Source organism: Hungatella hathewayi WAL-18680 (assembly GCF_000235505.1).
Classification (GTDB): domain Bacteria; phylum Bacillota; class Clostridia; order Lachnospirales; family Lachnospiraceae; genus Hungatella_A; species Hungatella_A hathewayi_A.
Map to the genome: position 1 here is coordinate 1,254,411 of NZ_JH379027.1, position 24,971 is coordinate 1,279,381.

General features: G+C 51.6%; 25 protein-coding genes. 22 read left to right on the top strand and 3 right to left on the bottom strand.

The window, feature by feature from the left end; translation table 11 throughout:
- The 10 genes from HMPREF9473_RS05750 to HMPREF9473_RS05795 form a co-directional block, all read left to right on the top strand.
- Positions 1 to 378, top strand: a 378-nt coding sequence (locus HMPREF9473_RS05750) for a sulfatase/phosphatase domain-containing protein (RefSeq protein WP_006779126.1), incomplete at its 5' end; no start/stop codon positions are given.
- A gap of 242 nt (positions 379 to 620) precedes the next feature.
- A complete protein-coding gene (gene spoIVB / locus HMPREF9473_RS05755; RefSeq protein ID WP_006779127.1) occupies positions 621 to 1,907 on the top strand; it encodes a SpoIVB peptidase in 1,287 nt (428 codons plus the stop codon).
- A 125-nt stretch (positions 1,908 to 2,032) separates the two neighbouring features.
- Positions 2,033 to 2,842 (top strand): sporulation transcription factor Spo0A, encoded by an 810-nt coding sequence (gene spo0A / locus HMPREF9473_RS05760; RefSeq protein ID WP_006779128.1) that lies wholly within the window; start codon positions 2,033 to 2,035, stop codon positions 2,840 to 2,842.
- A gap of 127 nt (positions 2,843 to 2,969) precedes the next feature.
- On the top strand, positions 2,970 to 4,415 hold the full coding sequence (gene glgA / locus HMPREF9473_RS05765; RefSeq protein ID WP_006779129.1) for a glycogen synthase GlgA: 1,446 nt from the start codon (positions 2,970 to 2,972) through the stop codon (positions 4,413 to 4,415).
- 31 nt (positions 4,416 to 4,446) lie between these two features.
- Positions 4,447 to 5,016 carry a hypothetical protein gene (locus HMPREF9473_RS05770; RefSeq protein WP_006779130.1) on the top strand — a complete coding sequence of 190 codons (570 nt, stop codon included), beginning with the start codon at positions 4,447 to 4,449 and terminating at the stop codon, positions 5,014 to 5,016.
- A 39-nt stretch (positions 5,017 to 5,055) separates the two neighbouring features.
- Positions 5,056 to 5,517 (top strand): divergent PAP2 family protein, encoded by a 462-nt coding sequence (locus tag HMPREF9473_RS05775; protein ID WP_006779131.1) that lies wholly within the window; start codon positions 5,056 to 5,058, stop codon positions 5,515 to 5,517.
- A 103-nt stretch (positions 5,518 to 5,620) separates the two neighbouring features.
- Positions 5,621 to 6,178, top strand: a complete 558-nt coding sequence (locus tag HMPREF9473_RS05780; protein WP_034858827.1) for a putative ABC transporter permease — start codon at positions 5,621 to 5,623, stop codon at positions 6,176 to 6,178.
- Between the two features lie 90 nt (positions 6,179 to 6,268).
- Entirely contained in the window at positions 6,269 to 6,871 is a 603-nt protein-coding gene (locus tag HMPREF9473_RS05785; RefSeq protein WP_006779133.1) for a Maf family protein, read from the top strand.
- Positions 6,864 to 7,649, top strand: coding sequence for a Cof-type HAD-IIB family hydrolase (locus tag HMPREF9473_RS05790; protein ID WP_006779134.1), 786 nt, complete (start codon positions 6,864 to 6,866; stop codon positions 7,647 to 7,649). Before HMPREF9473_RS05785 ends, HMPREF9473_RS05790 begins: the two co-directional genes overlap by 8 nt.
- Before the next feature lie 125 nt (positions 7,650 to 7,774).
- A complete protein-coding gene (locus tag HMPREF9473_RS05795; protein WP_006779135.1) occupies positions 7,775 to 9,070 on the top strand; it encodes a M18 family aminopeptidase in 1,296 nt (431 codons plus the stop codon).
- A 3-nt stretch (positions 9,071 to 9,073) separates the two neighbouring features.
- Here HMPREF9473_RS05795 and HMPREF9473_RS05800 read toward each other — a convergent pair whose 3' ends face one another.
- The gene (locus HMPREF9473_RS05800; protein ID WP_006779136.1) at positions 9,074 to 10,045 is read right to left on the bottom strand and encodes a peptidylprolyl isomerase; all 972 of its coding nucleotides are present in this window, start codon (positions 10,043 to 10,045) and stop codon (positions 9,074 to 9,076) included.
- Positions 10,046 to 10,305: 260 nt separating this feature from the next.
- Between HMPREF9473_RS05800 and HMPREF9473_RS05805 the strand changes: the two genes are divergently transcribed.
- The 6 genes from HMPREF9473_RS05805 (at position 10,306) to htpG (ending at position 15,393) form a co-directional block, all read left to right on the top strand.
- Positions 10,306 to 10,803 (top strand): DUF5721 family protein, encoded by a 498-nt coding sequence (locus HMPREF9473_RS05805; RefSeq protein ID WP_034858829.1) that lies wholly within the window; start codon positions 10,306 to 10,308, stop codon positions 10,801 to 10,803.
- 24 nt (positions 10,804 to 10,827) lie between these two features.
- Complete coding sequence (locus tag HMPREF9473_RS05810) at positions 10,828 to 11,394, top strand: thymidine kinase (RefSeq protein ID WP_006779138.1); 567 nt, start codon at positions 10,828 to 10,830, stop codon at positions 11,392 to 11,394.
- 121 nt (positions 11,395 to 11,515) lie between these two features.
- Positions 11,516 to 11,842, top strand: a complete 327-nt coding sequence (locus HMPREF9473_RS05815; RefSeq protein WP_034858014.1) for a PadR family transcriptional regulator — start codon at positions 11,516 to 11,518, stop codon at positions 11,840 to 11,842.
- Between the two features lie 53 nt (positions 11,843 to 11,895).
- On the top strand, positions 11,896 to 12,780 hold the full coding sequence (locus HMPREF9473_RS05820) for a DUF1700 domain-containing protein (RefSeq protein ID WP_006779140.1): 885 nt from the start codon (positions 11,896 to 11,898) through the stop codon (positions 12,778 to 12,780).
- The gene (locus HMPREF9473_RS05825; protein ID WP_006779141.1) at positions 12,759 to 13,253 is read left to right on the top strand and encodes a hypothetical protein; all 495 of its coding nucleotides are present in this window, start codon (positions 12,759 to 12,761) and stop codon (positions 13,251 to 13,253) included. Before HMPREF9473_RS05820 ends, HMPREF9473_RS05825 begins: the two co-directional genes overlap by 22 nt.
- Positions 13,254 to 13,389: 136 nt before the next feature.
- Entirely contained in the window at positions 13,390 to 15,393 is a 2,004-nt protein-coding gene (gene htpG / locus HMPREF9473_RS05830) for a molecular chaperone HtpG (RefSeq protein WP_006779142.1), read from the top strand.
- A gap of 74 nt (positions 15,394 to 15,467) precedes the next feature.
- Here the strand turns inward: htpG and HMPREF9473_RS05835 are convergent, their stop codons facing one another.
- A complete protein-coding gene (locus HMPREF9473_RS05835; RefSeq protein WP_006779143.1) occupies positions 15,468 to 16,262 on the bottom strand; it encodes an IclR family transcriptional regulator in 795 nt (264 codons plus the stop codon).
- A gap of 160 nt (positions 16,263 to 16,422) precedes the next feature.
- On the opposite strand from HMPREF9473_RS05835, the gene HMPREF9473_RS05840 reads away from it, so the two are divergent.
- From HMPREF9473_RS05840 to HMPREF9473_RS05865, 6 genes are all read left to right on the top strand, one after another.
- Positions 16,423 to 17,364, top strand: a complete 942-nt coding sequence (locus HMPREF9473_RS05840; protein ID WP_006779144.1) for an NAD(P)-dependent oxidoreductase — start codon at positions 16,423 to 16,425, stop codon at positions 17,362 to 17,364.
- A 28-nt stretch (positions 17,365 to 17,392) separates the two neighbouring features.
- Positions 17,393 to 18,730 carry an ABC transporter substrate-binding protein gene (locus HMPREF9473_RS05845; RefSeq protein ID WP_006779145.1) on the top strand — a complete coding sequence of 446 codons (1,338 nt, stop codon included), beginning with the start codon at positions 17,393 to 17,395 and terminating at the stop codon, positions 18,728 to 18,730.
- A gap of 66 nt (positions 18,731 to 18,796) precedes the next feature.
- Positions 18,797 to 19,687 (top strand): carbohydrate ABC transporter permease, encoded by an 891-nt coding sequence (locus HMPREF9473_RS05850; RefSeq protein WP_006779146.1) that lies wholly within the window; start codon positions 18,797 to 18,799, stop codon positions 19,685 to 19,687.
- Between the two features lie 14 nt (positions 19,688 to 19,701).
- Positions 19,702 to 20,547 (top strand): carbohydrate ABC transporter permease, encoded by an 846-nt coding sequence (locus tag HMPREF9473_RS05855; protein WP_006779147.1) that lies wholly within the window; start codon positions 19,702 to 19,704, stop codon positions 20,545 to 20,547.
- 15 nt (positions 20,548 to 20,562) lie between these two features.
- On the top strand, positions 20,563 to 21,930 hold the full coding sequence (locus HMPREF9473_RS05860) for a glycoside hydrolase family 5 protein (RefSeq protein ID WP_006779148.1): 1,368 nt from the start codon (positions 20,563 to 20,565) through the stop codon (positions 21,928 to 21,930).
- Between the two features lie 16 nt (positions 21,931 to 21,946).
- Positions 21,947 to 23,296: an FAD-dependent oxidoreductase gene (locus HMPREF9473_RS05865; protein WP_006779149.1), complete on the top strand. Its 1,350-nt coding sequence runs from the start codon at positions 21,947 to 21,949 to the stop codon at positions 23,294 to 23,296.
- 114 nt (positions 23,297 to 23,410) lie between these two features.
- On the opposite strand, the gene HMPREF9473_RS05870 is transcribed toward HMPREF9473_RS05865, so the two are convergent.
- The coding region (locus HMPREF9473_RS05870; protein WP_006779150.1) for an NADH-dependent [FeFe] hydrogenase, group A6 at positions 23,411 to 24,971 on the bottom strand (1,561 nt) is incomplete at its 5' end.

The following is a 24,971-nucleotide window of genomic DNA, read 5'->3' on the forward strand; positions in this document are numbered from 1 at the left end:
TCTTTTGTAAGCTCTGTGGAAATTGCGGCCACCTGTCTGACTGCGGCAAAGCTGCCGGTGCCGTCCCGAATACAGGGCCGGAGTCTCACCTGTTTTTTTGATAAAAAAAATCCGGTGCCCAAAGAGACCACAGTCTATATGGAAGCAAGGGACATCCGGGCGATTCGTGATGACAGATATAAACTGGCGTATTACGCAGGCCGCAGCTATGGAGAATTATATGATTTGCGGGTTGACCCGGTTGAGAAATATAATTTATGGAATGAACCGTTGTTACAGCAGGAAAAAAATAGGCTTATGGGTCTTTTGATGGATAAAATCATCAGTCTGGGTGAGAATATGGATGTGGAATGGCATCCAACGGCGCCTCCAATTTAACATAAAAAATACAGATTTTTCCCATAAACATACAAATTTTTCCATTTCTCTTAATCCCTGTCGAATTTACGATATGATAGAATACGTAAAACCAGGGCAAAGGAGCTGAGATGGAAAATGATTTGGCATTGATGAAAAAAAGTGACAGCTAAAATATAACAGAGTGTTTTTCATTTCATCGCACATACTATGAGAGGAGCAAAAATTAACTCCTTTTATGACTAATCAGGAGGTATGGGGCGATGACAAAAAGACAGAAATTCCACCGTTATTTAGTGTGGACATTTTGGGCAGGTATTCTGTTCACAATTGGGTTTACCTACTATTACATGGATAGGTCCATACCGGACCGTCTAAATGTAGTGTTGGAGGAAGAAGAGGCATTTGATTTCCCCATCCCTTTGCAGGCGACGATCTTGAGCGAAAGTGAAGAGGTGGTGCTGGGAAATGGTTCCAATATTCCGTCAGGCGAAATTCACATTGTGAAGAACCAGCCGTTTACGGTTTGCGGGAAACAGGAGGGCAGTTATCAGATAGGACTGAAGCTGTTTGGCTGGCTTCAGTTAAAAGAGATTCAGGTGGACGTGGTGGATACCAGATATGCTATTCCATGCGGCGCCCCCATCGGCATTTATCTGAAATCGGACGGTGTCATGGTGATTGGTACCGGACAGGTGACAGATACCACCGGCATGATTGTGGAGCCGGCGGCCGGTTATCTCCAGTCAGGGGATTACATTGAGGCTATCAACGGGCAGGCATTGCAGGATAAGGAACAGCTGGTGGAAGCGGTGAGAAAACTGGATGGAAGCACGGTCTCTCTGGAGGTCCGCCGTGGGGAAGAGCTGATGGAAGTGGCCATGGACCCGGTGGAATCGGAGGAGGGCGGCTACAAGCTGGGAGTCTGGGTGAGAAGCGACACCCAGGGAATCGGCACCATGACCTATCTGGATTTAAATGGCAATTTTGGGGCGCTGGGCCACGGAATCAGCGACAGCGACACGGGGGAAGTGGTTCAGATATCCGACGGCAGTCTCTATGAGACGGAGATTATGGGAATTGAGAAGGGCAGCATTGGGAAACCGGGGGTGATGTCAGGCGTTATCTATTATGGTCCCGGTTCCGGACTGGGGAACATTTCCAGGAATACGGAGGAGGGAATCTTTGGCACGGTGAATGACAAGTTTGCGAAAAGAGTCAATTCCGAGCCACTGGAGATCGGTTATCGACAAGATGTCAGGAAAGGCCCGGCAGTGTTGAGAAGTGGCGTTTCCGGGGAGATTAAGGACTACGAAATCGAAATCCAGAAAGTGGATTATTCTACTTCACATAAAAATAAAAGCCTTGTTATCAAAGTTGTTGACGAAGAACTGTTACAATTGACGGGCGGAATCGTTCAAGGAATGAGTGGAAGTCCGATTATACAGGACGGCAAGCTGGTTGGCGCGGTAACTCATGTATTCATACAAGACTCCACAAAGGGGTATGGAATATTTATTGAAAATATGTTGGATGCCGGAGGGCAGTAGACATAATTTTTTACCCCCCATTTGTCGAAATTTGCGTTGTAATTCGATTGCATGTAGAGAAACGCCGAGACTATAATCTACTTTACCAGCGAAAAATGAATCAGTTAAAATCAGGAGGGATAAGTATGTCAAGTTTAAGTATTGCAATTGCGGAAGATAACCCCAAAACTCTCAGTTTATTGTCGGAGATCCTGGAGGGAGAGGAAGGGATGCATATAGTCGGTAAGGCGGAAAATGGCGACGATGCCTACGACATGATTATCAAAACAAAGCCGGATGTGGTGCTGATGGATGTCATTATGCCACGGATGGACGGCATTTCCGTGATGGAAAAGGTCAGAAACGAAGGAACCATGGAAAAGAATCCGACATTTATCATGATAACGGCGGCCGGAAGCGAGAACGTGACGGAGGATGCGTTCCGCATGGGCGCCAACTACTATATCATGAAGCCGTTCCGCAAGGAAATCGTGCTGGACAAAATCCGCAGAATCGCCGGATACTGCAACAAACCCAAGGGAATGAGCCTGGCTGGCATCCGCAAAGTGAAACCCTATGAGAACAGGCTGGAGTACATGGAGCAGAATCTGGAAAATGATGTCACGCAGATGCTGCATGAAATTGGAATTCCTGCTCATATTAAGGGATATCAGTATTTGAGAGATGCCATTGCCATGGCGGTTGCGGACCAGGATATGCTGACTTCTGTCACAAAGGTGCTGTATCCGACCATCGCCAAGAACCACCAGACGACACCGAGCCGTGTGGAGAGAGCGATTCGACATGCCATTGAGGTGGCCTGGAGCAGAGGGAAGATGGACACCATCAACGACATTTTCGGCTACACGGTGAGCAACGGGAAGGGGAAACCGACCAATTCCGAGTTCATCGCCTTGATCTCTGACAAGATTCGTCTGGATTACAAACGTCTGTAAGTTTCGTTAAGAGTTTCGTTAAATCGAAAACAAACGCAAGATAAGTCTTCCTAATTTGGAGAAAGTATTGTATACTAATACTATTAGGGGTTATGATACGACGCCCTGTTGTGAGGGAGGTTTCCACATGAAGAAGATTCTATTTGTAGCTTCAGAAGCAGTACCTTTTATTAAGACCGGCGGTCTGGCTGACGTTGTGGGGTCTTTGCCAAAGTGTTTTGACAAGACGTATTTTGATGTGAGAGTGATGATTCCCAAATATCTGTGCATCAAGGAGGAGTGGCGTGAGCAGATGACTTATGTCAACCACTTCTATATGGATTATCTGGGACAGAGCCGTTATGTAGGGATTCTGCAATACATATATGACGGCATTACCTTTTACTTTATCGATAATGAGAGCTATTTCAGCGGTGCGAAACCTTATGGAGACTGGCTGTATGATTTGGAGAAGTTTTCCTTCTTCTGTCAGGCGGCGCTGTCGGCGCTCCCGGTGATTGGGTTCCAGCCTGACGTGGTACACTGCCATGACTGGCAGACGGGACTGATTCCGGTTTATTTGAAGGACCGGTTCCGCGGCGGCGAATTTTTCCGCGATATGAAGTCGGTCATCACGATTCACAACTTAAAGTTCCAGGGTGTCTGGGACGTGAAGACGATTCAGAGATTCTCCGGACTGCCTGACTATTATTTCACGCCGGATAAGCTGGAGGCTTACAAGGATGGCAATATGTTAAAGGGCGGGATTGTCTTTGCCGATGCCATCACCACGGTGAGCGATACCTATGCGGAAGAGATTAAGATGCCGTTCTACGGGGAAGGCCTGGACGGACTGATGCGGGCAAGGGCGAACAGCCTGCGGGGAATTGTCAACGGGATTGACTATGAGGAGTTTAACCCGGAGACGGACAGCTGCATTGTCCAGAATTACAACGCCAGGAATTTCAGAAAAGAGAAGATTAAGAATAAACGCGCACTTCAGGAGCAGCTGGGGCTGGTGCAGGATGACAAGAAGATGATGATTGGCATCGTCTCCCGTCTGACGGACCAGAAGGGGCTGGATTTGATTCAGTGCGTGATGGATGATTTGTGTAATGATGACATCCAGCTGGTGGTGCTTGGCACCGGGGATGAGCGGTACGAGAATATGTTCCGCCATTATGACTGGAAGTATCATGACAAGGTTTCTGCCAATATTTATTACTCAGAGGAGATGTCTCACAAGATTTATGCGGCGTCGGATGCATTTTTGATGCCATCCCTGTTTGAGCCCTGTGGACTGAGCCAGCTGATGTCGCTGCGCTACGGCACCCTTCCGATTGTGAGGGAGACCGGCGGGCTGAAAGATACGGTGGAGCCGTACAATGAGTTTGCAGGTACGGGAACGGGATTCTCGTTCTCCAACTACAACGCCCACGAGATGCTGTCAGCGATTCGCTATGCGGAGCATATCTATTATGACAAGAAGCGGGAGTGGAACAAGATTATTGACAGGGCGATGGCGAAGGATTACTCCTGGAATTCATCGGCGATGAAGTATCAGGAGCTGTATGACTGGTTGATTGGTTATTGATTAACGGCTTGATTTGAAAGACAGGGATAACATGAATAGATATCAGTTGACGAAGGAGGAGCTCCGCGTGGCCAGAGAGTGGGCGGCGGACGAATCCTGGGTTGAAAAAAAAGCGTATGAGCTGGATGAGGAGTATTTGGAGTGCGTTGGGGATATCCTGGCGCACCCAGTATTCCAGTCCATGGACGATTACATTCAACATGGCACTACCACATGTAAGACACACTGTATACAGGTGTCTTATATGTCGTTTAAGATATGCAGAAGCAGAGGGTGGGATTACCGCTCTGCGGCCAGGGCCGGGCTGCTTCATGATTTGTTCCTCTATGACTGGCATACCCACGCCAGGGAGACGGGGGAGCATTTTCATGGATTCACCCATCCGAGGAAGGCCATGAACAACGCGGTGAAGTATTTTGGGATTTCCGAGATGGAGAAGAACCTGATACTGCGCCATATGTGGCCGCTGACGCCCGTACCGCCGAAGCATATCGAGGGTTATGTGGTATTGTATGCGGATAAGTTCTGTGGACTTGCGGAGGTGGGCACCAATGTGAAGCGGTGGCTGTTCTGCAGTTTGATACCGAGACATTTGGGATGACATACGTGCTTGCATGAGAGTAAATATTAGGAGTGTACTATGGGATTTTGGCAGGAAGTGTCCGGCAACCAGGTATTAGTCAGCGCCTGTCTGGGCTGGGTGGTTGCACAGGTTTTGAAGACGATTATTGATGTGGCGTTGAACAAGAGTTTCACTCCGGAGCGCCTTGTGGGGTCCGGCGGTATGCCCAGTTCCCATTCCTCCACGGTGTGTGCACTGGTGGTGAGTTCCGGTATCTGTTATGGAGTCGGCTCTTTTGAGTTTGCGGTCAGTTTTGTGCTGGCGGCGGTGGTGATGTATGATGCCATCGGCGTCCGTCAGGAGACGGGGAAGCAGGCGAAGCTGCTGAATATGATTATGGAGCAGAATATTCTGAAGATGGACAATGAGCATTTTCAGCAGAGACTGAAGGAGTTTGTTGGTCATACGCCATTGCAGGTGTTTGCGGGAGCAATTCTGGGAATTGGGATTGCGCTGCTGGTAAACTTAAGTTATGTCTAAACTTAAGGATTATTAAGAAAAATATGACTTGCGTTCCTATTTCTTTTATACTATACTTTACACGTCACAGCGACAACAGCATAGAGGAAGGGAAGAGATGAGTATGAGCATTTATCATATGATTAACTGGTTTTTCGTATTCAGCTTACTGGGATATCTTCTGGAATGTGTGGTTCTTACGTATGAGAATAAGACGCCGGTGATTAACAGAGGGTTCGGACACGGACCGTTTTGTATTATTTATGGATTTGGAGCGCTTGGGGCAGTGGCACTGCTGACGCCGCTGGCGGACAATCCGATGAAATTGTATGTTGCTTCCATGGCGATGGCGACGACGATGGAGCTGGTGACAGCCTTCATGATGGTGCGCCTGTTTGGAAGTTTCTGGTGGGATTACAGTAAGAAGCCATTGAATTACAGAGGGATTATCTGTCTGGAGAGCAGTCTGGCCTGGGGACTTCTGGGGATTATTTTCTTCCGGTTCCTCAATGGATTTGTGCATCACCTGGTAGGGTATGTGCCGGAGAACCTGGGAAAGAAGATGGCTGTGGGACTGGTTGTATTTTATCTGGTTGATTTCGCCTACACGGTGAGAGAGCAGATGAGAGAGAGCGAGGACGAAGAGGCGGAGACGATGATAGGACGGTTGAAGCTGTATTAAAGAGATTGTTTGAAGAGAGCATGGATGAAGAAGCATTTATGGCGGCCGGGTGGCTTGCGGTGAATGCTTTTTTTGACAGAGGAGAAGAACATGGAGATAAGGAATTTGATTTTGGCGTCAGGCTCGCCGCGGCGGAAAGAGCTGCTGGAGCAGATTGGTATCATGCCGGTGATTTCACCCAGCCGGATTGAGGAGGTTGTGACATCGTCGGTGCCGGAGCAGGTGGTGCTGGAGCTTTCCTCCCAAAAGGCGGAGGACGTGATGAGCCGGTGTCCGGTGGGCAGTGTGGTGCTGGGGGCCGACACGGTGGTGGCCATTGACGGGATGATTCTGGGGAAACCGAAGAGCCACGGGGAAGCCTGTGAGATGATAAGGCGGATTCAGGGGCGGAGCCATCAGGTCCATACCGGGGTGGCAATTCTCTTGAAAGAGGAGACTGGGCTTAGGCAGAAGCATTTTACCGTGAAGACGGATGTGATGGTGTTCCCCATGACGGAGGAGGAAATCCGGGAGTATGGGGAGTCGGAGGAGCCTATGGACAAGGCCGGGGCTTACGCCATCCAGGGCCGGTTCGCGGCGTATATCCAGGGGATATCTGGGGATTACAGCAACGTGGTGGGACTTCCGGTTGGACGGGTCTACCAGGAACTGAAAGCATTGTTGGAAAACAGGGAGGATGAGAGCCATGATTAAACTGATTGCGACGGATATTGACGGGACGCTGGTGCCGGATGGCGGGAATACGGTGAACCCGGAGATTTATGATGTGATTTTGCAGCTGCGGAAGAAGGGGATTCAGTTTGCGGCGGCCAGCGGGCGGCAGTGGGCCAGCATCGAGGCGCTGTTTGAACCGATTAAGGAGAAAATCTTTTATTTGTCAGACAACGGGGCTTATCTGGGCTGTCATGGGAGAAACCTGTTTTTAAACCGGATTGAGCGGCCGCTGATTATGGAAATGGTGGAGGCGGTGCGGAAGATGCCGGGGCTGGAAGTGATGGTCAGCGGGCCGGATGTGGTGTATGTGGATACAAAGGATAAGGAATTTGTGGACTGGATGGTTCACGGGTACAAGTTCCGGATGAAGCATGTGGACGACCTGCTGGATGTGGAGGACGATTTTATCAAGTTTTCGGTGTACAAAAAGAAGGGTGTGCAGGCGGCCACGGAGGAACTGCGGGAGATATATGGGGACCGGCTGAAGATGACGATTTCGGGCGATATGTGGATGGACTGCATGGCGCCTGGTGTGTGCAAGGGGCAGGCCATTGAGATTTTGCAGGAGAGTCTGGAGATAAGGCCGGAGGAGACCATGGCTTTTGGCGACCAGCTGAATGATATTGAGATGCTTCAGAAGGCGTATTACAGCTTTGCGGTTGGCAATGCCAGACCGGAGGTGAAGCAGACGGCAAGGTTCCGGGCGGACACCAATGTGAATGACGGGGTGTTGAAGATTCTGAAGGAGCTGCTGTAAGGAGTATGTATGTTGACAGACAGAGGCATAACAGGTGAATGTGTTCATGGGATACGGAGCTAGTGGGAACATGCCGGATAGAAGTAGTGCAATGTCTGAATATTAGATTTGGAGGATGAAGAGCGATGGAAGATAAAGATTTGGAGCGCTTGGGGCGGGCTGTGAAAGCCGGTGTATCGCCCTATCACTGTATTCTGGACAGTGAAAGACAGCTTAAGGAGGCCGGCTTTGAGGAGCTGGGGCTGGGAGACGCCTGGAAGATTGTGGTGGGCGGCAATTATTATGTGAAGGTGTTTGACTCCTCACTGGTGGCATTTACGGTGGGGGAGAATCTGGCGGAGGTGCCGTCTCTTCGGATGGCGGCGTCCCACACGGACTGGCCCTGCCTGAAGTTAAAGCCGTCACCGGAGGTGAATACCAGCCAGTACGGCAAATTGAATATTGAGGTGTACGGAGGGGCGATTTACAGCACCTGGCTGGACCGGCCGTTGTCTATGGCAGGCAAGGTCTGCGTGGCGGGGGAGAATCCCTTTGAGCCGGTGACGAAATATGTGGATATGAAGCGGCCGCTGGTGATTGTGCCGAATCTGGCCATCCATATGAACCGGGAAGTGAATGAGGGCGTGAAGCTGAATGCCCAGGTGGATATGCTGCCGGTGCTGACCATGCTTACGGAGGATTTGGGGAAGGACAACTATTTCCTGAACCTGCTGGCGAAGGAGGCGGAGTGTCTGCCGGAGGAGATTTTGGACTACGATATCTGTCTGTACAACCTGGATGACTGCACGACGCTGGGGCTTCACGAGGACTTTTTCAGCGCGCCGAGACTGGACAATATCACGTCGGTGCAGGCCTGTCTCACGGGAATTCTGGAGGGGAAACGGGATTCCGGCATCAATATGATTGCACTGTACGACAATGAGGAGGTGGGAAGCCGCACGAAGCAGGGCGCCCTGTCGTCCGTCACGGAGCGGGTGCTGGAGAAGTTATATTTGTCTCTGGGATATACAAGGGAGGAATTTTTGAACGGACTGTTGAACGGGTTTTTGCTGTCCATGGATGTGGCCCATGCCCTTCATCCCAACCATGTGGAGAAATGTGACATCAAAAATCAGGTCCTGCTGGGGGACGGCGTGGCCATCAAGATGGCGGCCGGCCAGTCCTATGCCACCGACGCGGCTGCAATCAGCGTGATCGAGGGCATATGCAGAACCTATGAGATTCCTTATAAGAAGTTTTCCAACCGCTCGGACATGCGGGGCGGTTCCACGCTGGGAGCGCTGTCCTCCAGCCTTCTGTCCATGAAGACGGTGGATGTGGGCGTGCCCATGCTGGCCATGCACTCCGCCAGGGAGCTGATGGGAAGCAAAGACCAGGCGGCGCTGGTGGCGCTGTGTACCAATTTCTTTCAGGTTTCCTGAGAATCAGTGAAATTCCTTCTGGTATAGCTCGAAGAAATTGGTGGTTGTGGTCTTGTCATTCGGTGAAAATGTGATGGTTTCCCACATATCATCGGAGAAGTTGATTTCGTTGTCTGTCTGGAACTGGTTGTATATCTGTTTGAAGACCTGGTTTTTACGCTCTGTGTAAATCTGGGTCTTTCTTTCTGCCGTGGCTTTCTCGTCGTAGTCGCTGATGCATTTGATGATGTAGAACTTGCCCTCGGACTCGATGACCGGACTGATTTGGCCGGCAGCCAGGTTGAAGGCGGCATTTTCAAAGGTGGTATCCTCCACGCCGCGGCCAAGCTGGCGTTCGATGGGGGTCACCTCGGAGTGTTCCTGGGCGATAGCGGCAAAATCGCTGCCCTCGGCGGCGGCCTGCTCGTAGAGCTGGTTGGCGGTGTCGCGGTCTGACACGGCTAACTGCTGGATGGTGATGACCTTGGCCTCGCTGTCGCTGACCTCCAGATTCAGTTCTTTGGTCAGCTCGCCCACCACCTTGTTGGCCAGATAATACTCCTGGTACATGGTGATGACGTCATCCAGATCGATGCCCATGTAGGCGATGTCGTCCTGGCTCAGACCCTCGTAGTAGGTCTCGGAGAGGCGGCGCAGCCGGTCTTTCTCGGAGCCGGTGAGTGTGATGTCCTGGTCTTTGGCCAGGAGGGACATGGTCTTCATGTTCTGGAGAAAGGTCTGGACCTGGTCCAGCAGATAAATCTGGAAGGTCATGCCGTTGTTTAACGTTACGTTCCATAGGTCGCTGGTGTAAATCTGCTGGTAGCGGTTGCGCTCGGTGGCAACGATAATCATGCTCTGGGGCAGGGTATAGCCCGGTGTCTCTTTTACATTTGACGTGCTGGGAACGCCGCTGCAGCCGGTGATGGACACGGCGAGAAGCAGGGCGGCAGCCACGGATTTCCATCTATGTTTCCATTGTGCTTTATATTTCATCTATATAAACTCCTAAGGGGTGAAAACGTGTTGAATAGGTTTCGGATACTATTTTAAAGTATAACATAAAAAAACGGCCATGAGAATAGGAACATTGAGGAAGTGATTAAAACATTGGCCAAACATTGGTGACAGGGAGATTGACACCCGGCCGGGTTTCGTTGTATAGTTGTTGTGATAATGCGCGGTGCGGGGTGGACATGTCCCTGGGATGACGGATGGGGCAGGATGGCATCGGAGAACAGGAGAGAAAAGGCTTTATGATAGCGCTGAAGATTGATGATGTGAAGCAGTTTACCAGTAAGCTGTTTGTGGGGACGACGTTTGACAAGTTTCTGGTGCGGGAGGTGACGATTGTCACTTACAATACGTTTACCATTGACGGGCATATCAAGCAGGGGTATTACACGGAGGCGGAGCTGGAGGAGAACCGGATTGAGGATTTGTCCTCCTGGGCGGTGCTGAAACCGTTCTGTTTTTCCCTGATTAAGGGGAAGAAGCTGCCGGGAAGTTTTCAGATTGTGCTTCAGATTGCCCCGGCGGATGTGGAAGCATTTCTGGGCAGAAGCGGGCTGGCGGTTCCGGTGGAGCAGATTACAGGACTATATGTGAATATCCGTTATGAGGAGGGGCAGCTGACCTGTGTGACAGGGACGTCCGTCAACTTTTTCACGCTGGACAAGTCGCTGGACAGAGAGTGGGACGAGACGGTGAGACAGTTTTTGAGAGGCGCGGAAATCGCCTGTGTGGAAGAATAAAAGTAGGAAAGTGAGAGGGTTATTGTGGCAAAGTTATATTTCAGATACGGAGCGATGGGAAGCTCCAAGACGGCCAATGCGCTAATGGTGGATTACAATTATCATGAGAGGGGCAAACAGGCGCTTCTCGTGAAACCGAAGGCGGATTCCAGGGATGGGGACCGGACGATACGCTCCCGGATGGGGCTGGAAAAAGAGGGAATTCTGCTGGAAGAATTGGTGGAGATGGCGGATGAGGAGATACGGAAATATGACTGTATCATCGTGGATGAGGCCCAGTTTGCCACCAAGGCCCAGGTGGAGTTCTTTGTCCATATCGTGGATGATTTGGATGTGCCGGTGATCTGCTATGGGCTTCGGACGGATTTTCGCAGGGAATTCTTCGAGGGGAGTCTGTGGCTGATGGCCTGGGCGGACAAGATTGAGGAGATTAAGACGGTGTGCTGGTGTGGAAAAGCGGCGACCTGCAATGCCAGAATCGGCGAGGACGGGAAGATGATTCAGTCCGGGGAGCAGATTGTCATGGGCGGCAACGACAAGTACACGGCGCTGTGCCGGAAGCATCACCGGGAGGGGAATCTGGGAAAATGATTCCGGGCTGGAAGCCATTTCAAAGGCTTCCAGCTATTATTTTATTTATAGTACTTGACATTGCATAGTACCTGATATAATATAGTGATAAGAAGGATCGGACAAGGCAGGTGATGAGAATTTGAATGCGCAGTTTAAAAAAGGAGTTCTGGAGTTGATTGTCCTGATATCCGTGACAAAGAAGGACATGTACGGCTATGAACTGGTGAGTGAGGTGTCCAAGGTGATTGACGTCAACGAGGGAACCATTTACCCGCTGCTAAAGCGGCTGACCAACGAGCATTATTTTGAGACGTATCTGAAGGAATCCACGGAGGGACCGCCGCGGAAGTATTATCATCTGACGGCGGCAGGGGTGTTATATAAGGATAATCTGAAGGCGGAATGGGAAGAATTCCACACCAGGGTGGACCAGTTTATCGTGGAAAATTCCCTGCGTATGGACTGAGGAAAAGGTCTCTACATACGGGCCGGAAGAATTTGGAAAGGAGAGCGACAGGGATGACGAAGGCAGAGTTTTTCAAACAGCTGGATAAGCGTTTACAGATATTGAAGGAACATGAGCGGGAGGACATTCTGGGGGAGTATGCCCAGCACATTGAGCTGAAGATGGAAAATGGGCTCAGCGAGGAGGAGGCCATCCGGGATTTTGGCGATTTGGAGGAGCTGGCGGACGAGATACTGGACGCCTACAATGTGAATCCCCTCTATGGGAAAGAGGAGAGGAAGCCGCCGCTGGTGAATATGGAGGAGCTTGGCGGCAGGGCCGGAGCGGCCGGAAGGAAGCTGGCGGACGGACTTAAGGCAGGAGGCAGGGCGGTATGGCGTTTCCTGGGTTATCTGGCGGAGCTGTTGAAATCGCTGGCCGTAGTGTTGTGGCAGTATCTCTGCCGGATGGCTGTCGCGCTGAAACACGGCGGGCTGGTGCTGGTCCACTGGCTGCCCTTTGGTGACCGGGTGGTGACGGAGGACGGAGAGATTGTGAAGGATAAGGAGCTTTTGGAGGATGGGCAGCGTGAAGGCCGGACCGGACAGACAGAAGAGAAGTCCAAGGTACGGGAGAGGAGAGAGAAGGATATGTGGAATACGGTATACAAAGGAGGCAGGACCTTCGGGAACTGGCTTGGAAGGCTGATTTATCTCTGCTTCCGGCTGTTTGTCCTCCTGCTTGTGCTGGCGCCGGCAGCGGTGGGCGACTGTATGGCCCTGGTGGGGCTTGGCGTGCTGATTGTGATGGTGCTTCAGGGTTATCCGCTGATTGGCGTGACCCTCATGACGTTTGGGGCTCTGGTCTGCGGGGTATCTTTCGTCTGGCTGGTCTGGAATCTGGTATTTGGGAAGAAGAAAGTGGAGGTGGATAAGGTATGGGAATCCGAAAATATTTAGGCATCGCGTTCCTGGCCGGCCTGTTCCTGATTGGCGTCGGCGGAGGCGTGACATTTGTGGAATTCAGCTCCTTCCAGCTGGGGGAAGAGCGGGTGATAGGAAATGAATTTATGGAGACCAATGTGATCAGAGAGACGATTCCCCAGGAGTCGGAGCCGATTTATGTGGTTCTGGACGGAGTCTCGCGAAGGAATGTGGAGATCGTGGCGGATTCATCCATGAGAGATGATGAGATTGAAGTTCAGGCGGAGTACAATGCGAAGGCTCTGTATACGTATTCTGATATGTATGAGGACGACAATGAGCTGCATGTGAGATATTATGACAAGGATTTGTACTGGCTGAATTACATGGACGATATATTGACCTCCATCAAACATAAGAAGATTCCCAATTACCAGTGGGAATATTACGGGAAACATGTGATTCGCGTGGCGCCGGAAAACAGGGACAGACTGGTGGTTTACAATTAAACAGATTCGGATTACTAGCACTCAATTGAAATGAGTGCTAATTTTCTATTGACTTTTGGTTTGGCAAGTACTAAAATACTCCTTATGAGAGCGAAATAATCAGAATTTCAATGAAAATACGTAAGGAGTGTGGAATATGGCAACCAAAAAAGGAAGTTTATCAATCAGCAGCGACAACATTTTCCCAGTGATTAAGAAATGGTTGTATTCGGACCATGATATCTTTTACAGGGAACTGATTTCCAACGGGTGTGACGCGATCACGAAGTTGAAAAAACTGGAGTTGATGGGTGAGTACACGAAACCGGAGGATTTGGAGTACAAAATCCAGGTGACGGTGGACCCCAATGAGAAGTCCATCACCTTTACCGACAATGGGATCGGTATGACGGCGGACGAGGTGGAGGAGTATATCAACCAGATTGCATTCTCCGGCGCCCAGGATTTCCTGGAGAAATATAAGGACAAGGCCAATGAGGATCAGATTATCGGTCATTTCGGTCTGGGCTTCTACTCCGCGTTTATGGTGGCGGACCGTGTGACCATTGACACCTTATCCTTCCAGGAGGGGGCTGCTCCGGTGCGCTGGGAGTCTGAGGGCGGCACGGAGTTTGAGATGGGCGACGGGACCAAGGAGGTTCCTGGAACCACCATCACCTTGTATCTGAACGAGGACAGTGTGGAGTTCTCCAATGAGTACCGGGCCAGAGAGGTGATTGAGAAGTACTGTGCATTTATGCCGGTGCCGATTTTCCTGGACAATGCCTCCGCGGAGCCACAGTATGAGACGATTGAGAAGGACGAGCTGACGGACAAGGATACCATCGTGGAGACGGTGGTTGAGGAAGCGAAGACCGAGGAGAAGGAAAATGAGAACGGGGAGAAAGAGGTTGTTGAGATTTCCCCGGCTACGGAGAAGTATAAGATTCTGAAACGTCCGGTGGCGTTAAATGATGTGAACCCGCTGTGGAACAAGCATCCGAACGAGTGCACGGAGGACGAGTACAAAGCATTTTACCGCAAGGTATTTATGGATTACAAGGAGCCGCTGTTCTGGATTCATCTGAACATGGATTATCCGTTTAACTTAAAGGGAATCCTGTATTTCCCGAAGATTAATACGGAGTATGACAGCCTGGAGGGAACGATTAAGCTGTACAACAACCAGGTGTTTATCGCGGACAATATCAAAGAGGTGATTCCGGAGTTCCTGATGCTGTTGAAGGGCGTGATTGACTGTCCGGACCTGCCGCTGAATGTATCGAGAAGCGCGCTGCAGAATGACGGATTTGTGAAGAAGATTTCGGATTACATCACCAAGAAGGTGGCTGACAAGCTGTCCGGCATGTGCAAGACAGACAGGGAAGCCTATGAGAAGTACTGGGATGATATCAGCCCGTTTATCAAATTCGGCTGTCTGAAGGATGACAAGTTTGAGGAGAAGATGAAGGATTACATCCTGTTCAAGAACCTGGACAAGAAGTATCTGACTCTTCAGGACTGCCTGGAGGAGAATAAGGAGAAGCACGAGAACACGATTTACTACGTGACGGACGAGAAGGAGCAGAGCCAGTACATCAATATGTTCAAGGAAGCCGGTCTGGACGCGGTGCTGCTGGGACATAATATTGACAGCCCATTCATCGGCCAGCTGGAGCAGAAGAATGAGGGACTGAAGTTCCTGCGGATTGACGCGGATGTGACGGATACCTTCAAGGAAGAGGTGGCCGAGGAGAGCGCGGAGGCGTTCAAGGCGGATACGGAGAAGCTGACGGAGACCTTCAAGAAGGCTCTCGGCAATGACAAGCTGGAAATCAAGGTGGAGAAGCTGAAAAATGCGGACTTAGCCTCCATGATTACCGTGTCGGAGGAGAGCCGCCGGATGCAGGATATGATGAAGATGTACAACATGTACGGTATGGACCCGTCCATGTTCGGCGGCGCCGGGGAGACGCTGGTGCTGAATGCCAATAACAGTCTGGTGCAGTACGTGCTTGGCCACGAGGAAGGCGCCAACACGGAGAAGATCTGCCAGCAGCTGTATGACCTGGCGTCCTTAAGCCACGGCAGTCTGACGCCGGAGCGGATGACGAAGTTTATCGCAAGAACCAATGAGATTATGGGGATGATTGCGGAATAGGAAATAAAACAGAAATAGGCGTTGAAACATGCGGCCCTTTATAGCAGGGGGCCGCATTTTTTATGCCATAAATTCTAATTCTTAACGGAGAGGTTCTGGTATCCGAAGAGATGGGACAGCTTTATGGACAGGTTGTGCATGTAAGGAATCCATTTCTCAAAGAACTCGTCGTTTAAGCGGACGGAGGGGCCGGTCACGCTGAAACCGGCGATGACTCTGTCGGAGTAATCGTATATTGGGAAGGAGACGCAGCGGGTTCCCAACTCGCATTCTTCGTTGTCGTAGGCGTAGCCCCTGGATTTGACCAGAGCCAGTTCTTTTAGCAGTTCCTCCTTGGTGGTGATGGTTTTGTCGGTGTACCGGGTCAGGCCGGTGTGGGCGATGAGGGCGTCAATCTGCTCCTCGGAATAATTGGTAAGCAGGAGCTTGCCGATGCCGGTGCAGTGGAGGGGCGCAATGTGGCCGATGCGCTGCATGGCTTTGACGATCTGGCCAGGAGACTCCACCACGTCGATGTAGACCACCTGATTGCCCTGGTTGATGGCCAGGCAGCAGGTCTCGCCCACATTTCTGGCCAGCTCCTGTAAGTAGGGGGCGGTGGTGGTGGACAGCTGCTTGTGTCCCTTAATCTGCTGGCCCAGGGCGCAGAGTTTGTAGGTCAGATAATATTTGGAAGTCTCCGGTTCCTGGGCCACGTAATCGTTGTTGATCAGCGTGGTCAGAAAACGCAGCACGGTGCTGCTGTTCATATCCAGAGCTTTGGCGATATCGATCAGCCGCAGGGGTTCTCCCTGGGTGGACAAAAATTCTAAGAGTTTCAATAACTTTTCTGATGACTGGTTGCTGGAAATAGCATCTCCTGATTTCATAAAAACCTCCGGTATTTTGATATTTGAAATAATAATATCATATATAAAATATAATTTCAATAAATAAGAAAAAAGGATTGTAATCCAATTATGGACATGGTATAATCATCTTACAAAATGAAATGACATTTCAATAATCAAAATTACAAGGGGTGAAGCTATGAAAATTGTATTACTGGAATCGCTGGGCATCAGCGGAGAGCGGCTGGAATCCTATATCCAGCCATTAAGGAAGGGGGGACATTGCTTCGAGACATATGAGAGAGACGGTGACACGGCCCTTCAGGTGGAGAGACTGAAGGATGCGGATGTGTTGATGCTTGCCAACATGCCGCTCAAGAAAGAGGTGCTGGAGCAGTGCCGGCAGTTGAAATTTATCGATGTGGCGTTCACCGGGGTGGACCATGTTCCGGTGGAGACGGCGAAGGAGATGGGCATCGCCATCAGCAATGCTTCCGGGTATTCCAATGAATCGGTGGCAGAGCTGGTGATTGGCATGACGATATCCCTGCTTCGGAAGGTTCCGGCTGTGGACAGGAAGACGAGGGAAGGCGGCGTTGTGGGAAGCGACGTGGGCTGTGAGCTTCAGGGCAAGACGGTGGGCATCATCGGAACCGGGGCTATTGGCAGAAGAACGGCGGAGCTGTTTGGTGCTTTTGGATGCCGGGTGCTGGGGTACGATGCATTTCCAAAGGAGATACCGGGGGTGGAGAACGTTCCGATTGAGGAGCTGCTGGGGCAGTCGGATATTATCACTGTCCACTGTCCGCTGATGGATTCCACCAGGAATATGATAGACGGCGGAATGTTTGAGAAGATGAAGGACGGCGTGATCTTTATCAATGCGGCCAGAGGTCCTATTGTGGACAGCGCCGCGCTGGCGGAGGCGCTGCACTGTGGCAAAGTGGGGGCAGCGGGGATTGACGTCTATGAGATGGAGCCGCCGATTCCGGCAGAGCATCCGCTTTTAGGGGCGCCGAATACGATTTTGACGCCGCACATTGCCTATTTGAGCAGGGAGTCCATGGAGAAGAGGGCGGAGATTGTGTTCCGCAATCTGGACGCATGGCTTAACGGGGAACAGGTTAACAAGATTGTTTAATACATGAGAGAAAAAGGAGAAGGGGCTTATGAAATTACAGAAAATCAGGAAAGCGGCGTTTGCGGCGGCAGTCAGTGTCATGATGACAGGAACTCTGGCCGGGTGCGGACAGAAATCGGGGGAGACTCAGGCACCGGCCAGTCAGGGGGATCAGACTCAGGGGGAGCAGAGCCAGGCAGCTTCGGGAAGCGGGGAAGCCGTTACCCTGACCATGTGGGGGATGAGTGATGATGAGGACTGTTACCGTGCGGTGATTGAGGCGTACCAGAGTGAGCATCCCAATGTGAATATTGAGCTGATTCTGTACTCCTCCAGTGAGATTGACAATGCGCTGACCACGGCGCTGGCAGGAAAAGATGATATGGATATCTTCGTGACCAACGGCGGCCAGTTCCTGGCCGGGAAGATTGGCCTGGGCATGACGGAAAAACTGGACGATTATGTGGCGAATGCCGGTTTTGACACCTCGGTGTTTGGGGATGATTTTGAAAATGCCAAGTACGATGACGGAAGTATTTACGGACTGCCTTACCGGAATTCCGTGGGTGTGGTGGTTTATAATAAGGATTATTTTGATGAGCGGGGCGTGGCTTATCCGGATGAAAATACTACCTGGGACGAGCTGACAAAGATTGCGGAGCAGATGACCTGGGGGGATGGACCGGACAAGGTATACGGGTTCTACAATGCGGCCAGAAACAGCGACTGGATTGCCCCGGCAAGCACCAACGGGGTGGATTATCTGTCGGACGATTTATCGCTGATTCAGAAAGCGGTGGAACTGAAAATCGACGCCTGCGAAAAGGGAGTCATGCTGTCCAACGCGGCTTACACTGCCGCCGGAATCGGCGTCCGCCCCATGTTTGCAAGCGGGAAGAGCTCCATGTATCTGGGAGGCGACTGGACGATCAGACAGCTTCGCGGCGACAGGGACAAGGGCGAGTTCATGGCAAACTGGGACGTAGCTCCCATGCCGACTCTGGGAGACGGCTATGCCAAGAATACCTGTGTGGGACAGTTTGTGTATGCATCAGTCTGCTCCTACTCCGGAAAGAAGCAGGAAGCCTACGATTTCCTCCAGTATCTGTGCGGGGAGCCGGGCGGTATGATTTTTGCAGAGATGGGAACGCTGCCGGCGATTCGGACGGAGGAAGCGAAAACGGCATTCTGTGGAGATGGAAGTCAGATGCCTCAGAATATTGAGTTGTTCTTTAATACCAATACGGTTCAGGGAATGCCTGTGAAGGCCGGAATGTCGGAGCTGGATATCTTTGTGAAAGCGGAGGCGGACCTGGTGTTTAACGGCGAGGAGACGCCGGAGGATATGATCAACAAGTTATACGAGGAACAGAAGAAGTATCGGTAGTACCGTGGATGGAATACCGGCGGCCGCCGGCCGCCGGGTTCCGGATACAGAAGATGGAGATGTTCTATGAATAAGAAAAAAAATCAGGTGGTTCTTCGGAATACCCTTAAGGGATATCTGTTTTTGCTGCCCAATTTGCTGGGGTTCGCCTTTTTCACGGTGATTCCGGTGGTAGCTGTCTTTGTGCTTTCGTTTACGGACTGGAATGCGTTTAAAACGCCTAATTTCATCGGGCTGGAGAATTTTGTGACGATGGTGAAGGACGATAATTTCAGACAGTCCCTGGTCAATAATTTTACATACACGCTTATTTTCGTTCCCGGGACTCTGATTCTGGCGCTGCTGTTTGCGCTGGGACTGAATCAGAATATCCGGTTTAAGGAAGGGTTCCGGATTATTTATTTTCTTCCGCATATTACGTCCATGGTGGCGGCGGCCATGGTGTGGAGGATGATTTTTAACGATACCTACGGACCGCTGTCCAACTTCCTGCTGTCCATCGGCATTGACCCGCCGGGATGGCTCAGCACGTCCAAGTGGGCGTTATTATCCATCACGATTATGAGTATCTGGAAAAATTATGGATATTATATTGTGATTCTGCTGGCCGGTCTGGCGGGGATTCCCTACCAGCTTTATGAGGCGGCGGAGCTTGACGGAGCCAACAAACTCCAGAAGTTTTTGAATGTAACCTGGCCGATGCTGAGTCCCACCATGTTTTTTGCGCTGATTACCTGCGTGATCAGTTCGTTTAAGGTGTTTGACGCCATCAATATCATGACGGAGGGCGGACCTGGGAAATCCACCTATGTGCTGGTTTATACCATCTATACGGAAGCGTTTAAGAATTACCGGTTTGGCTATGCTTCCTCCGTGGCGCTGGTGCTGTTTGCGATTATATTGCTTGTGACGCTGATACAGTGGCGGGGACAGAAGAAATGGGTGGAATATACATAAGCGGGAGGCAGGCTATGGAGAGAAAGAGAGAGTTAAAACCGAAGAAGGTTCTGTGGGAAATGTTTCTGTATGCCGCGTTAGCTTTGGGGGCGGTTACTTCGTTGCTGCCGTTTCTCTGGATGCTGTCAGGCTCTTTAAAGTCCAACAATGAGCTGTTTGCCTGGCCGATTCAGTGGATACCGGCCAATCCAAGGTTTCAGAATTTTAAGGATGTGCTGACACAGATACCGTTTGTCACTTATTTTCTAAACACGCTGAAGCTGTCGGTGATTAACACGTCACTGCAGGTTATCACCTGCTCGCTGGCGGCGTATGCATTTTCCAAAATTGAATTTCCAGGGCGGGATAAGCTGTTTTTAGTCTATCTGGGGACTATGATGGTGCCGTTTCATGTGACCATGATTCCGCAGTATATGATTATGAACCAGCTGAAATTGACCAATACCCATCTGGCGCTGATCTTGATTCAGGCGTTTTCTCCCTTTGGGGTGTTCCTGCTGAGACAGTTTTTTGTCAGCATACCGGGGGAACTGTCGGAGGCGGCCAGAATCGACGGGTGTTCGGAGTTTATGATACTGTTTCGAATTATACTGCCGCTGGCTAAGGGGGCGCTGGCGACACTGATTACCTTTACGTTTACGTTTGTCTGGAATGACTATCTGGGGCCGATGATTTATCTGCATAAGGATTCGATCCGGACGATTCAGATAGGGTTGCGGGTGTTTCAGACGACGAACGGGGTGGAGTATAATCTGATATTGGCCGGCACGGTGATGGGATTGCTGCCGCTGCTGATTGTGTATTTTACCTGCCAGAAATATTTTACCCAGAGTGTGACGGCTACGGGGCTGAAAGGATAGGGGGAGAGGACAGATATGTTTACGACAAGAGGCAGAGAGATTTTAAAGGACGGAACTCCGTTTGTGATGCGGGGGTATAACCTGGGGAACTGGATGATGCTGGAGCGGTTTATGTTCGGATTTCCGGGGGTGGACCAGCTGTTTCGGAGATATTTCCGGTATTATGCGGGGCAGGAGAAGTATGACTGGTTTTTTGACCGGTATTACAGAACCTATTTTCAGGAGAAGGACGCGAAGTTTTTGGCGGATATGGGGTGCAATACCCTGAGGATTCCGTTTAATTACCGGGTGTTTGAGAGCGATTTACACCCGTATGAGTACAGTGAGAAGCCCTTTGCCTATATGGATAAAGTGGTGGAGTTGTGCGGAAAGTATGGGATTTACTCGGTCATTGATTATCATGCGGTGCAGGGATATGAGAATCCGTTTCACTGCAGCGACAACATTACCGGGGATATGGAGCTGTATCACAATGCGGAGTGCCAGAACCGGTGCGTGAAGCTGTGGGAGTTTGTGGCGGAGCATTATAAGGACAATGAACTGGTGATTGGCTATGATTTAATCAATGAGCCGGCGCCCAAGGACGACGAGGTGGAGAATCTGAAGGGGTTGTACCGGAAGATTGTAAAGGCGGTCCGGGCTGTTGATGAGAAGCATATTCTGTTTCTGGAAGGGCCTATGCTGTCCAACAGTTTTGACTGTATGGACGAGGTGTTTGACAGGCAGATGGCGTATACGCCCCACTATTATCACAATGGGCCGAAGTTTGCGGGGATTCAGGACGAGGACGAGCTGCGGCGCGTGATTGAGGATGATGTGCGGGAGCGGTGTGAGATGAGCGAGAAGCTGAATGTCCCCTGCTGGTTTGGGGAGATGGGGGTGTCGGCCGGGTATTATGATGACGTGAGACTCCACTGCCTGGATATCACGCTGGACGTGCTGAATCGGAAACAGATGTCGTGGACGCTGTGGACTTACAAGGATTTGTACCGCATGGGGGTATTGAGCACGGCGGAGGACTGTGAGTGGAGACGGCAGACGGAGAAGTTTATCAAATTAAAACAGAAGTACAATCTGGACGCCAGCAATGTGGTGGACTGGGAGTGCACGGAGAAGCTGTTCCAGTACTTTGAGGAGGATTTTGAGGAGTACAAAACGACGAAAAGTTATGGGGCGGGAGGCAACCGTTTTGACAGCTTGAAGAGCAGGCTGTGGTGCAATATTCTCAACGCGGTGGGAGAGTTTCTGGCGGAGGATTATGCCAGACTGTTTGCATCGAAGAGCGAGGAGGAGCTAGAGCGGATGATTCAGTCCTTTGATTTGGATAATTGTGTGGTAAAGGAAGACTGGTATGAGGTATTCCACAGACGGATGGTGGAATAGCGAAGGAGGAAGGGACATGGCAAAAACAATATTGGAGCATACGGTTTTGGTGGAGCAGGAGGAAATCCCGATTGTCTGGAGAGGGGATATTATCGTGGCCGGAGGCGGACCGGCAGGTCTGGGAGCGGCGATTGCCGCCAGAAGAAAGGGCGCCAAGGTGATGCTGCTGGAGCAGCACGGATTCCTGGGGGGCATGTGCTCCTACGGGGCAGGGATGCCGTTGGGGGGCGCTTACCCGGGGCTTCGGACTATCGGCGGGATTGCGGAGGAGATACTGACCAAGGTGAGAAATGCGGGGCCGGATGCCGCGGATGTGAGACATATGCCGCTGTTTGGGGACTGGTATTTCCATGATTCCGAGTATTTTAAATCCATGATAGCGGAAATGGTGATGGAAGAGAAGCTGGAGGTGCGGCTTCACACGTTTGTCAGCGACGTGATTATGGATGGGGATAGAAGAGTGGCCGGCGTTATCACGGAGTCCAAGTCGGGAAGACAGGCATATCTGGCGGAGGCGGTTGTGGATGCCAGCGGGGATGCCGACTTGTGCGCCAGAGCGGGCGCCGGATTCGAGAAGGGCGACGAGAAGGGCGCGATGATGGGTGTGACCATCGTGTTTAACATGGGCGGCGTGGATGTGGAAGCATATCAGAACTACATTCAGGAGGACCCGGGATTAAAGAAAGCGAAGGAGCAGGCAGAGAAGGATGGCCGTCCGGTCAGTGAGGATGACAAGTACTCCAGCATCCATGTGGGCATGAGACCCGGCTCCCTGTTTATGAATTCCGTGCGTGTCAGGGGCATTGACGGGACATCGGTCGAGGATTTGACAAGAGCGGAGCTGGAGGGCCGCGTCAGAATCATGGAGGAGGTCAATTTCTTCCGGCGTTATGTGCCGGGATGTGAGAACTGCTATATCATGAACTCAGGCGCCCAGGTGGGAATCCGGGACACGAGACGAATCGTGGGCGAGGACTATCTGAGCAAGGAGGACTGTCTGGGGCTGAGAAAACGGCCGGAGGATGTGATTCTCCGGTGTACGGGGCCGTTTGACAATACAACCAGGGGAAATGAGAAGACCTACGTTCTGAATCAGATTGATATGGAAGAGTGGTATGATATTCCCTATGGGTGCGTGGTGCCCATCGGTCTTGACAATATCGCGGTGGCGGGGCGGACCTTCTCCTGCCATTATCTGGCGCTGACCAGCTCCAGAGGCCAGGCCCTGCTGATGGGACTGGGACAGGCTGTGGGAACCGCAGCGGTTATGGCCGTTCGGGAAAAGACAGCCTTCCGGGACGTGGAAGTCCGGGAACTGCAGAGAACGCTGATTGCGGATGGCTGTGATTTGGGGATTGAAATTTAACAGATTAAGATAAACAGGGAAGCCCCCGTTTTCTCTATCAATTGATTGGAGAAAACGGGGGGCTTCTTTTAGGAAACCTGATACCTGAAACCTGGCTAACGACGTAACGACGGGTTATACCAGTTCATTGAATCTGCCACGTTTCACATAGTGGGTATGTAACAGCTCATGGGCGCGGTGGCCGTTTGGCTCGCCTAAGTATTCCTGGTAGAGCTGCTGTAAGTCCGGGTTCTCGTGGGACTTTCTGAGGGTCTTTCTTTCGTCCTCACTGTACAATGCCTGGCTGCGCTTCTGGCGGAAGTTCTCTTCCGTGGTGCGGGGCTGGCCGCCGCCGCTGACACAGCCGCCGGGACAGCCCATGACTTCGATGAAGTGGTAGGGGGAGGTCCCGTTTTCAATCTCCTTCATGAGGATGGAGGCGCCCTCCAAGCCGCTGGTGACGGCCACATTGACGGTGACGCCCTTCAGGTGCTCGAATGCAGGCAGCGTCTTTTCGATGGTGATGGACGCTGTCTTAATCTGCTCCAGACCGACGATTGGAGTCACGTGGAGGCCCTCAAACGGGAGTTCCTCGCCGGTGACCAGCTCGTATACGGTACGCAGGGCGGCTTCCATCACGCCTCCGGTGACGCCGAAGATGTCGGCAGCTCCGGTGGAGAAGCCTAATGGGGCGTCAAACTGCCCTTCCGGGAGATTGACAAAGTCGATGCCGGCGGATTTTATCATACGGGCCAGCTCCCTGGTGGTCAGCACGGCGTCCACGTCCGGATTGCCGTTTACCTGCATTTCCGGGCGCTGAATCTCGTACTTTTTGGCGGTACATGGCATGACAGAGACGACGAAGATATCCTTCGGTGAAACGTCAATCTTCTCAGCGTAATAGCTCTTTAACACGGCGCCCATCATGGTGTGTGGGCTCTTGCAGCTGGATAAGTGGTCTAACTGCTCCGGGAACTGGTGCTCCACGTGTTTAATCCATCCGGGGGAACAGCTGGTTATCATTGGCAGAACGGCTTTCCCGCCTTTTAAGGCGGCGTCTAACCGGCCCAGCAGCTCCGTACCTTCCTCCATGATGGTCAAGTCGGCGGCAAACAGGGTGTCGAACACGTCGTCAAAGCCAAGTTCGTGGAGGGCCGAAGCCATTTTCCCGGTGACCGGGGTGCCGCAGGGCAGGCCGAACTCTTCGCCAAGGGCGGCTCTCACGGCGGGGGCCACCTGGACGATAACGCGTTTGGCCGGGTCAGCCAGCGCTTTCCACACCGGAGTCAGGCCGTCGGTCTCCTGGAGGGCGCCGGTGGGGCAGACCACGGTACACTGGCCGCACATGGCGCAGTCCACGGAATTTAACGGCAGTCCCATGGCGGGGCTGACCACGGTGTCAAAGCCGCGGTTCTGGGCCTGGATGGCGCCCACGTGCTGGATCTTGTTGCAGACGGTGACACAGCGGCGGCAGAGGATACATTTACTGGTATCACGGGTGATGGAGGGGGAGATATCCACGCTGGATTTGGCCAGCTCGCCCTCGAAGCGGCTCTCGGTGACGCCCAGCTCGTAGCCCAGCTCCTGGAGCTCGCAGTTCTGGTTCCTGCCGCAGTTTAAGCAGTCCTTCGGGTGGTTGGACAGCAGCAGTTCGTATAATACCTTTCTGGACGCCCGCACCTTGGGGGAGTTGGTC